The 9,836-nt window shown below is 55.5% G+C and carries 12 protein-coding genes; 4 read left to right on the top strand and 8 right to left on the bottom strand.

All coding sequences use genetic code 11. The annotated features are described in order from the left end of the window. Nucleotides 1–721: 721 nt before the first annotated feature. Nucleotides 722–919: a hypothetical protein gene (locus tag VKV29_RS09585; protein ID WP_324201085.1), complete on the top strand. Its 198-nt coding sequence runs from the start codon at nucleotides 722–724 to the stop codon at nucleotides 917–919. Between the two features lie 133 nt (nucleotides 920–1,052). Here VKV29_RS09585 and VKV29_RS09580 read toward each other — a convergent pair whose 3' ends face one another. Genes VKV29_RS09580 through VKV29_RS09570 form a run of 3 tightly spaced genes read right to left on the bottom strand, consistent with a single transcriptional unit; the run spans nucleotide 1,053 to nucleotide 2,633 of the window. After that, the gene (locus VKV29_RS09580) at nucleotides 1,053–1,745 is read right to left on the bottom strand and encodes a hypothetical protein (protein WP_324201084.1); all 693 of its coding nucleotides are present in this window, start codon (nucleotides 1,743–1,745) and stop codon (nucleotides 1,053–1,055) included. After that, nucleotides 1,711–1,938: a hypothetical protein gene (locus tag VKV29_RS09575; RefSeq protein ID WP_324201083.1), complete on the bottom strand. Its 228-nt coding sequence runs from the start codon at nucleotides 1,936–1,938 to the stop codon at nucleotides 1,711–1,713. Before VKV29_RS09575 ends, VKV29_RS09580 begins: the two co-directional genes overlap by 35 nt. A 20-nt stretch (nucleotides 1,939–1,958) precedes the next feature. Continuing rightward, nucleotides 1,959–2,633, bottom strand: a complete 675-nt coding sequence (locus tag VKV29_RS09570) for a hypothetical protein (RefSeq protein WP_324201082.1) — start codon at nucleotides 2,631–2,633, stop codon at nucleotides 1,959–1,961. A 170-nt stretch (nucleotides 2,634–2,803) separates the two neighbouring features. On the opposite strand from VKV29_RS09570, the gene VKV29_RS09565 reads away from it, so the two are divergent. Further along, the gene (locus tag VKV29_RS09565; RefSeq protein WP_324201081.1) at nucleotides 2,804–4,123 is read left to right on the top strand and encodes an acyltransferase; all 1,320 of its coding nucleotides are present in this window, start codon (nucleotides 2,804–2,806) and stop codon (nucleotides 4,121–4,123) included. Here the strand turns inward: VKV29_RS09565 and VKV29_RS09560 are convergent. The 4 genes from VKV29_RS09560 to VKV29_RS09545 form a co-directional block, all read right to left on the bottom strand. Further along, the gene (locus VKV29_RS09560) at nucleotides 4,120–5,358 is read right to left on the bottom strand and encodes a phage tail tube protein (RefSeq protein WP_324201080.1); all 1,239 of its coding nucleotides are present in this window, start codon (nucleotides 5,356–5,358) and stop codon (nucleotides 4,120–4,122) included. The genes VKV29_RS09565 and VKV29_RS09560 overlap by 4 nt on opposite strands. Before the next feature lie 90 nt (nucleotides 5,359–5,448). After that, nucleotides 5,449–5,991, bottom strand: a complete 543-nt coding sequence (locus tag VKV29_RS09555) for a hypothetical protein (protein ID WP_324201079.1) — start codon at nucleotides 5,989–5,991, stop codon at nucleotides 5,449–5,451. Between the two features lie 431 nt (nucleotides 5,992–6,422). Then, complete coding sequence (locus VKV29_RS09550; RefSeq protein WP_324201078.1) at nucleotides 6,423–6,749, bottom strand: hypothetical protein; 327 nt, start codon at nucleotides 6,747–6,749, stop codon at nucleotides 6,423–6,425. 3 nt (nucleotides 6,750–6,752) lie between these two features. After that, complete coding sequence (locus VKV29_RS09545) at nucleotides 6,753–7,577, bottom strand: hypothetical protein (protein ID WP_324201077.1); 825 nt, start codon at nucleotides 7,575–7,577, stop codon at nucleotides 6,753–6,755. Between the two features lie 277 nt (nucleotides 7,578–7,854). Between VKV29_RS09545 and VKV29_RS09540 the strand changes: the two genes are divergently transcribed. Then, nucleotides 7,855–8,829 (top strand): hypothetical protein, encoded by a 975-nt coding sequence (locus tag VKV29_RS09540; protein WP_324201076.1) that lies wholly within the window; start codon nucleotides 7,855–7,857, stop codon nucleotides 8,827–8,829. 46 nt (nucleotides 8,830–8,875) lie between these two features. Continuing rightward, nucleotides 8,876–9,730 carry a hypothetical protein gene (locus VKV29_RS09535; RefSeq protein ID WP_324201075.1) on the top strand — a complete coding sequence of 285 codons (855 nt, stop codon included), beginning with the start codon at nucleotides 8,876–8,878 and terminating at the stop codon, nucleotides 9,728–9,730. Here VKV29_RS09535 and VKV29_RS15295 read toward each other — a convergent pair. Next, a partial coding sequence (locus VKV29_RS15295; protein ID WP_343217358.1) for a zinc ribbon domain-containing protein occupies nucleotides 9,645–9,836 on the bottom strand: 192 nt, incomplete at its 5' end. The genes VKV29_RS09535 and VKV29_RS15295 overlap by 86 nt on opposite strands.

Raw genomic sequence — 9,836 nt, 5'->3', positions numbered from 1 at the left:
GGCGGTGGTGGTTGTGCCAAATCAGCACTCCTCTCTATAAACTGTTGAAACCTTAGAAATAGGGCAACCATGCTGGGGGTAACCTCAAGAGTTACCCCTCAAGGCCGACGCCCTCCCCTCAGCGGCCTGCGTCGTTTTCTTAATCGCCCTATCTCTCTGGCCGCTCCATTGCTGTCTGCTTCTACAGCCCCCACCCCCCCGCCCCTCCCCCTAATCAGGGAGAGGGGAGACCAGCAAGCCAACTAGTGGTTTCCTTTGGTTAGCTTTCCTTCGGGAACTAGCCACACCCGCCCCCTTTCTCCCAAATCGGGGGAAAGGACGGGATAGGGGGCGAACAAGATAGGCTTGCTCCGTTAATTGCCTCTAGAACCGTGAGATTGACAACCCTACCCCTACCTCCGCAGAGCTGATGGGGATTGAAACTCAAGATTTCTCGCCTTCGGCTCGAAATGACAGTCGTATCATCCGCTCTTCAAGGCCTTCCCCTACAAGCCCCCACCCCCACTCCCCTCTCCCAAATTGGGGGAGGGGAGACCAGCAAGTTTATCGGCAGGTTTTTATGATAAGCTCCCCTTTGGAAACTTAACACAACCGCCCCCTTTCTCCCTAATAGGGGGAAAGGCCGGGATAGGGGGCGAATAAGATAAGCTCACTCTACTAAATGGCTCTAGAACCGCGAGATTGGCAGTCTCACCCCCCATCTACGCGGAGCTGATGGGAATTGAAACTCAAGATTTCTCGCCTTCGGCTCGAAATGACAGGTGTCTATCTCACCGGCTCTTCAAGGCCGACCCCCTTCCCCAAATTTGCAGAGGGGCACCTCGCGGTGTGCAACTCAGCGGCCTGTGTCGTTTCCTTCATCGCCCATCTCACGGGCCGCTGCTTTGCCAAGGCCGACGCCCTTCCCCTCATCTGCTAAGACCGCAGCGTTGCTGTCTGCAAGACGAAAGGATGGGATAGGGGGCGAGCAAAGGCGGCTTGCTTTGACAATTCGCTCTAGAACCGTGAGATCGGCAGTCTCTACAGCCCTACCCCCGCAGTAAGGATTGAAACTAGATCGGCCTTGCCGCGTTGTAGTAAACGTTGGCGTTGGCGGCTGAACCTAAGCTTACGCTTTTCTGCATGGTGGCCTGTACCGCCGTCTTCACGCCGTCAATATAGAGGTTTATCTGCGGTGCCGGCTGAAAAAACTGGGTCGCTAACCGGTAGGAAGCGGCGGGCAAAGGCCCTAAAGAACCCACAGGCCCCAATGTATGAAAGTAGTGATAACGATAGGCCAGATAGTCGAACCCGCCGGGGCCAAACTGCTGCGCCAAATTTTGCGATGCAACCGGCGGAAGATGCGAATGGTGGAACAGACCGCCTAAAATATCGAGCCCGGCCCCTACCAACGCCCCTACGGGGCCGCCTACCTCGTAACCGGTAAGCGCCCCCTGCAAAACCCCGCCTAAAGTGATCCCATGCTGCTCGCCCTGCTGAAAAACGCCGTAGGCCGCAAAAGCCGTTTGCAACGTGCTGCGAACTTGCAGGCTCGTGTGCGCACCAAGTGCCTGCAGCAAGGGGCGAAGGGAGACGGGCGACCTATGCGCCAATCGGTTCGTCCTTACCCCTCGCCCGTACCGATGAATGGCCTGTTGCCACACTCTGCCCTCAGGGCCAATATGCTGCCCCCTAGATGCAAACCCCTCCGGAATAAGGAGGGCGGAAGGCTCAGTTCCGTCCCCTATAAGTCGTCTCCATTGCATGACGCCACTCCTCATAAAAACGATAGACAAAATGGGGAGGTTCTTGCTCTAAACGCCGCAATAGGAGGGCGCGCCAGGCCGCCGCGGCCGGCCCTTGCCCCTCCATCACGGCCTTCACCCGCGCCCCCCAATCCTTTGCGGCCGTAAGCCACCATGGCTCCTCCAAATCGATCTCCCATCGCGCCGCCGCCATCCCCTCCAGCCCGTAGGTCCTTAGCAGGGCGGCGGCGATGTAGGGACCTCCGGCTCACGCACCGTGTCCAACGATAGATAGCCCTCTATCAAGGCGTTGAGATCGGCGTCCTCCAGGTCGGCTACCGCCTCGGCGCTCTCATAGCAGCGCCGCTTCGGGTCTTCGACCACCCGCGCCGACCATGCCAACGCCTCCAACAGAAAGCGAGTCGCAAAGGCCTCTCGATAGGTATGCTCCCGCCACCGATTACAGCAAGCCGCCACCTGCTCGGCAACGCTTAGGCCGGCTATGCGCGTCTGCTCCACCAGCAAACATTCCCTCAGCCACTCGCCACGCCTTAGTTCGCCCTGCTCTTGCCATGCCTTTACGCGCAGAGCAAAGGCCATTTCCGTCTCCTCCGCTTGGCGTTGCAGCGGAGGCAGCTGGGGGCAACTTATTTCAGCCTCTTGCCGAAGCATCTCCTCATAGGCTCTTAGCAGGTAGGCGCGTCGTTCCTCTTCCGGCATCTGTTCAAACTGGGCTTGTAGAACGGAGGCATTCGGTTGATCAACTCCCCACGGCAAAAGCTGTTGGGCAGCGTAGAGATCGGCTTGAAACCGCGCCTCATAACGCTGAAACGCATTCAGCGGCCGCAAAACCAGGCGCTCACCGTTGGGCAGAACCACCTCCTGTAGCGTTTTATAGGGGATAGACATAGGGCAATACCTCCTCTACGGAATATGAGGACACGCATAATCAATCCTTAAGAATTTTCTTACAAAGCCGAAGATAAACGGTGAGTTTTCGATACGCCGTCCTAAGTCTGTGCTTAACTGCAAATAATCTTTTTATCTTATTCTTAGCGTAGGATTGGGAGGATACATTCATGAATTCGATGGGCGCCCCGGTTCGGCATGTGGTGGGGCACGGCGCTGTCGTGCCCGTGCTTTCCGACGAGGAAGCTCCTCGTCTGCGTCTGGAGTTTCTCGATGGCCTGCGTGGGCTGGCGGCCCTTTATGTGGTGGAGTACCATATCTCCCAGTTTGCCCCTTCGCCCCACGCTTCACCATGGCGTCATGCACAGCAACTCTATTGGCATTTTTTCTGCTATGGACATCAGGCGGTGGTAGTGTTCATCGTCCTTTCCGGCTATGTGCTCATGCTACCCGTTGCCCGCACCCAAGATGGCCATATGCCCAAAGGGGTATGGGACTACTTCAAACGAAGGGCACGACGCATCCTCCCGCCCTACTACGCTGCCTTGTCATTTTCTATTCTGCTCCTCGCTCTTTATCCATCCCTGCAACACCCGGCTTTAGTATCCCCTTGGGGTGTTGCGCTGCCCCCCTTCGTTCCTTTGGGCACCCTTACCCACATATTGCTGATCCATAACCTCACGCCTCACGGCTATAAAATAGACCCGCCCATGTGGAGCGTCGCATTGGAGTGGCAAATCTACTTCCTGTTTCCCTTCTTGTTTCTGCCACTGTGGCGTCGCTTTGGTCTTCTCGGCCCTGTGGTTGGGGCCTCCGTCCTCAGCTTGGGCATACTGCATCAAGGTTTGTTCCCTGTTTACGCCTGGACGGCCCCTTGGATGCTCGTAGCCTTCACCCTCGGCATGGCCGGCGCTGCCGTTAACTTTTGGGAGGCCGACCCTTTCTGCCGCTCCTTGAGGGATAAGCTGCCCTGGTACAGGCTGGGTTTCATTAGTCTCTTGCTTGTGCCGATTGCTCATTTTCTTACCGATCATCGTTTCTTTCGCTCGGCACGCGATGGGGACTGGCTAACCAATATCTTAATGGCCTTGGCTGCGATGTGTTTTATCGTCGGAAGCACACGCTTTCTGCAAAAGGAGCATCGTTTGAACCGTCTGTTTCGTTGGCTTGATGCACCCCCAACCGTTAAGTTAGGGACTTTTTCCTACAGCCTCTATTTAGTGCACTATCCGATTCTGGGGGCGCTTTTTTGGGGTTATTTTGGGCTATCTCACTCTCAAAGAGCGGCTTGGATTGTTGTGTTTTGCAGTGTACCGGTGATAGTGGGGGTAGCCTACCTTTTCCATCTTGTTTTCGAGCGCCCGTTTATGCCGACGCACCTGCGCAAGGGGCAGGCAAGGTCATTGGAGAAGATGGCGACCTCTACCGATGCCGCAACACCCGCTCCACATGAACCTGCATTGCACGTCCCTCCTAAACAGGAGAGCTAGGCGCTCACCCAACCGATGCCGCTAAGCTGTGGGGAGGAGCCGCTGCTGCCAGAACCGCTCACAAGTTGTCCGCCTAAACCGGCTGCATTCACGGTGTTTACCAAGGTCACTTTAGCGGTGTACCCCAACACCGGGTCACGCAAAGCCACAAAGTCGGCATCTATGGCTAACATTCCCTCGGTTAAAGGGAGCGGAGCCCTCACAAGCCTTAAATTGGGTAGATGAACCTCCATATGGTAGCCTAAGCCCGTGCTGCCGATGCCAACGCCGGTAACCGCGAAATTTAAGCCCACCTGACGTGCGGCCAAAGCCGCTTCGGGCAAATCCATGCCCTTGTACAGGCAGACAAGCCGACCGGAACAGAGAAACCGATTCACCACGGCCGCCCCAGGATCGTAGCCGCTGCCGGCCACCAGCACGCTCTGAATCTCTCTTTCAAAGAGAATGCGGCTCCCTTCCAATAGGTCAACCGCTATCGGGTTGCCATCCACCTGCAGCCATGCAGAGGCAAACCCGGCCTGGGTTCCATGAGCGATTTCGGCGAACACAAAAGGGCCGCCTCCGTTGGCGCTTACATCCACAAAGCTCGGTGGTGGCGGCGTGCGTACCACGGTGAGGCTGCCGTTGCCACCCATAGCCGGAGGCAAAAGCGTGGGAGTGGCCCCGAAAAAGTAGTCTACAACATGCCCGTTGCCGTCCGGATAGCGGTTGGGTAGCTGCCGATGGGCTAAAAGGGCTACTTCGGCGGTAAAGAGGCGTGCCAACTGCAGCTCTAACTTCTGCACCAAAACCCCCGTCGAAAGTCGCGCCCACGTGCCGTCGCCGATGTCCTCCTCCACGCTGAACGAGGGTATCTGTCGGCCTGGAAGGAACTGATGCTGATAGACGGCAGGGTTGGTGCCGGAAGCTGCCTGCTGCGTGGAGGCGATGTCGCGCCCAAATACTCCTAGCAGAGGATAGAACAGGTTTTCTGGGTCGGCGTAGAAACGAAAGGCTCCCTGATACTTCCTTCCCACCATGGGCGCCCTCAGCAGTTGGACATCGCCCTCGATTTCCGCGCCCAGGTTCAGCTCAGGCTCGCCGGCAAACCCGCCGCCCGGCTCTACTATCATATAACGCAAGGGGTTCGTTCCTGCAATGCCCACCGTGGCCGGGTTGGTGCCGGAAAGCGGTGGTTGACAAAACTGGCTTTCGATGGCCAATCCCACTGCACTGGTAATACCTGTGTATGCCAAAGGTTGTTCTCCTTATCTCGCGAATCGTGGCAGCGCCTCGGTTGGGATGGCGAGGCATACCACAACAGAGCACAACGGGGCTTTATGGCGTTACACCGCCCATACGTAGAGAAAGCGGCACGGAAGCTGAACGCCGGCAGTCACCGTAACCGCGTTCGCCATCCCCTGCCGATTTAGCCAGGCATGCGCTTCTCCAATAGCCGCTTGCGACAGGCCGGTTCGCAGCTCATACCAGTAGCCGCTCTCCACCACATGGCTTGCCAACACCAGGCGCACATTGCTGCAAAGCTGGTCACGCTGTGCCCTTGCCTGCCCCTCCGTGGCTGCTTGCGCCACGATCACCAAAGGAACGACAAGGCGTCGGAACTCCACCAGTCCCCCCGCCAAGGCCGAAGCCTCTAACGTGTCCTCATATTCCAAGGCGCGTAGGCCGATATAGATCGCCGGCCGGTGCCCGCCTCCCGATGGTTCATAACTCCCATCGTAGATGTTCACCCGGCCGCTCTGTGCCGGCAGGCCCCGATCGGGCCGTGTGGTTCCGGCCCACCCCGGCGCATAGATCGTGCCTCCTGCAAAAACACGTGGATCGGCCTGTAACAGGTCTAGCAGATGACTTATAATGAGTTCGTTCATAGAAAATGTGCCAACAGTATCCGCTCCCCTTTGGGATGCGGAGACAACGCCCTTTCCTTTCTTTTGTGTGAAGGAGTGGTATAGCCTACCCCTATCCCTCCCCCTCAGCGACCTGTTTTATTCTCTTAATCGCCTATCTCTCTGGCCGCTGCATTGCTGTCTGCAAGACGGAAAGGACGGGATAGGGGGCGAACAGGATAAGCTCATTCTGCTAACTGGCTCTAGCACCAAGCAATTGCCAGCCTCCGCAGCCCCACCCCTTATCCCTCAAGACCGACCCCCCACCTCCACAGAATTGGTGGGAATTGAAACTTAAGATTTCTCGCCTTTGGCTCGAAATGACAGTCGTATCATCGGCTCTTCAAGGCCAACGGTGCTGCGCACTGCGCCTTTCTCAAGGCCGACGCCCTTCCCCTCAGTGAGGATTGAAACTATTCCGACAGAGCGATGCCGAGGACATTGACCACTACCGGCACGCCGGCGAGGTCCGACACGTCTACCCAGCGCACCACGATGCGTAACCCGGTAGCCACATTGGCCACCTCGTCGCCCACGTGCACCTGCCCCCAAAGGTCTCCGGCCAGCTTCACCTCATAAACGGCCTGCTGCGCCACCAGATCGCCCATCAGCATCTGAAGGCGATTAGGTTCGGCTCGCGCCCACAGGCCGTTGCCAACCGCGCTCCCGTTTATCGTTGTGGGGCTGCCCTGGAGCGCCAACAACTGGGCCACAAGTCGCGCTTCGGCCGTTGCGTCCATCGCCTACTCCTCATAATCGGCAGCGTAGTCCTCCGGCGGCGTTCCTACCTGCCATGAATCGGTTAAAAGCCGAATCACACCGCTTGCCAGCGTCTCTAAGGCCCCCTGGCTCTGTGCGTTGCGCGTGGGGCCGCTCACCACAAACGGTTTGTAAGAGGCGGCCGCACTTTGATACAGCGTGTGAATGGGGCCTACGTGTCCGAGCGCTATTAAGGCCTCCTCAAGCCACTGCTGTTCAAGCGGCTTTTGCTCCTCCGCTTGCCCATTGGCAAACTGGAAACCGTTCTGCCCCAACTGCACGCGGTCAATCTCCCCTATGGGAACGCTCTTGGCGCGACAGGCCCTTAGCCTCAGAGCGGTTAACAGGCCTACAGCGCGGTCAAAACGGTCTTGATCAAGCCCTGCCAAGCCGCCGTATCCGCCGGCCATCTGCAACGGCACAAACCGATCTACAAGACTGGTAACCGTAAACGAGACCTCCGCATCCAGATCGGCCTCAGGTAAAACGAGGCTCGTTTCATTCAACCGTCGGCGAATGAGGTCACCCACGTTGGTGTAGGCCGCAAACAGACGTTGGTAGCGGTTCAGCACCTGCCCATCCCCCAAATGGATTTGCCAAACCAGCGCATATTCCCCAGGTAAGGAGGCCGTTACTTGGGTAGAGAAGGTAACGCTCGTGGCGGCAACCGTCGGCGTCCAGCTCACACTCAACCCGCTCTGTTGGCTCCCATCTGGCCTCACCAAGTTCGCCGTAGCGCCTATCACTGTCTCTGCTGCAGGAAAGCTCTCCACGCGACTTATTGTTTGCGTATCGCCTATTAAGAGCACGCTACACCTCCAATGCCAAGCCCAAACGGGCGAGAGATTCTCCGCCCCACGAAGATGGGACGTTTTTTTGAATACAGCCGAAGAGATACGGCTTTGGCATATAGCCGCACAGATAGCATGAGAAATACATCTACTGTTCTCCAATCCGCTTAGAATAGCGCATAATAATAAGGTAAGCTTACAATTTTTTTGAAAAAACTGATTTTTCTAATAATTTTGATATTTACTTGACAACACTCGATTTGTGTGTTAGAATTCCAAACAAGGAGCACATCCTATGAAAAACTTCTTCTTTGTGCTCGTCTTTCTGGACGACATAAACCTAATACTCGGATGGAAGCAGTCTATTGGACCTGATAGACTTGCACCACCGCATATTGCGCCAATACATCCACTTCCCCCTATACCAGACACAAAAGAGCATCCCTATCATCCAACCCAAGTTTCGCCGTACAAGAACTATTTCTCAACAAGGAACGCCTACTATCCTGGCTTCGTCCTCGGCTATGCAGAACCGTTACGAGATTATATGCCGCGTAGCCTCTATCCAGCCTGTTTTCTTTTGGAGAGGGGATGTCTAGCCCAGGCAGCTCCGCTCTTTAAACGGGCTATTGCGGCTGATCCACAAAACCCTGCGCTGTATCTTGCCTATCTGCAAGCCGCGCCTTCCGAATGGTCTTCTCTCCTCCCAAAATATGAAAATGACGCTGCTCAATACCCGTCAGCTGTCAATGAGTTTAAGCTCGGCGTGCTTCTACTCTTTATCCATCATAATTGGGAAGTCGCAAGCTATGGAGGGCCGGAAGCTGCTGCCTACAGAGCAGCGGCAAGACGACATCTCTCCAAAGCGTTTATTATGGCAGGACCTGCTTATGAAAAACCCCTTGATTGTCTCATAGCCACCTACTGCATGCAAATGGAAGTGCAGTTCGATTTAGGTGGCCTGGAAGACCCTAATGGGAAAGCGGCTCCGTATGGTAAAAACTTAGAGATGCTTCTTCACCGTGCCCTAGGAGATAAGCTCTTTGCGTACTACCTGCTAGCGAAGAAAAATAAATTTTACGCCTCGCCACCTTCACTGGCTCGGCTAGATGATGCGCATCTCAAACTGGCTTACGAAGCGGTTTACCATTTATCTGCAGTCAACAGCATCGGTTGGAATCCAAAGCTCAAAATGAGCCCAGCGTTTAGCTTTTACTCAGGATGGCATGACCAGATCAAACAAACATTGGAGGCTAGATCGTCTCACTGAAAAGTTTGAATGCGCGTGTAAAAGACTAAGTGAAGGGAGCTGGATCATGTTTGATAATGGAATGCCTGCTCGGCCGTTCGCGTTGTTCACAACTCTAGGGTTTCTCATGCTTTGCGCTTTGGGGCTTGCCGGGTGTAAACAACAGGTTAATCCCGACCATTTGCCGCCCTTGCATCTGTATCACTACATAATACTCCCCTTTCAAGAGTCCAAAGACCATCCCTACAAACCCACTAACTACTCTCAGATCACGGTATCCGATAATATTGATTTCTCTCCGGGTTTTCTCGATAAAGGCGGTATAGTTGATCAGATGCCCATTCGCGACTATGTGTCCCCTTCGCTTCGACCTGCCTGTCTCCTCCTGGAACGCGGCTACCTCAGCCAAGCAGCCCCCGCCTTTGAGCAGGCCATCAGCAAAGGCACCACCAATCCGGCACTCTATATCGCCTATATCCAGGCCTCTCCCGATAAATGGCTTACCCTCCTGCCCCAATATGAGGCCGATGTCCAAAAAGACCCCTCCGCCCTTAACGAGTTTAAGCTCGGTTACCTTCTCTATTGCATAACCCCTTTACTCCATGAGGACGTGACCGAACTCACACCTCATTCCGGGTCATTGCACGTTATTGACACTCTGGAGAATCAAGCCGCTGTAGCTGCCGCCCAAAAAGCTGCCGGAATACATCTCCATCATGCCCTCTTGAAAGCCGGGCCAGATTACGAAAAGACTGCCCACCGCATCATCGTAGATGTCTGTCTCTCGCTAGATACAAACTTATACATACGGGGAATTCGAGGTCAGATACCCCTGGCTAAAGCACAGGGGCTTGTGCCTGATTGGAAGCGTGTGCCTCCGACCGACACAATAGGGCGTCTGAACTTTCGCCCCGTGCTTTGAGGTTTACCGCCGCATTGAAATCAGCATTCGCCTCAAAGCCACACTGTTGACAGTGGAACTGGCTCTGGCTTTTGCGGTTCTCTCTCGCGCAATGTCCGCATACAGA

Source organism: Chthonomonas sp., from assembly GCF_035294165.1.
GTDB lineage: Bacteria > Armatimonadota > Chthonomonadetes > Chthonomonadales > Chthonomonadaceae > Chthonomonas.
Note: the sequence above shows the minus strand (reverse complement) of the source record. Positions and strands in the feature narration are given on the sequence as shown.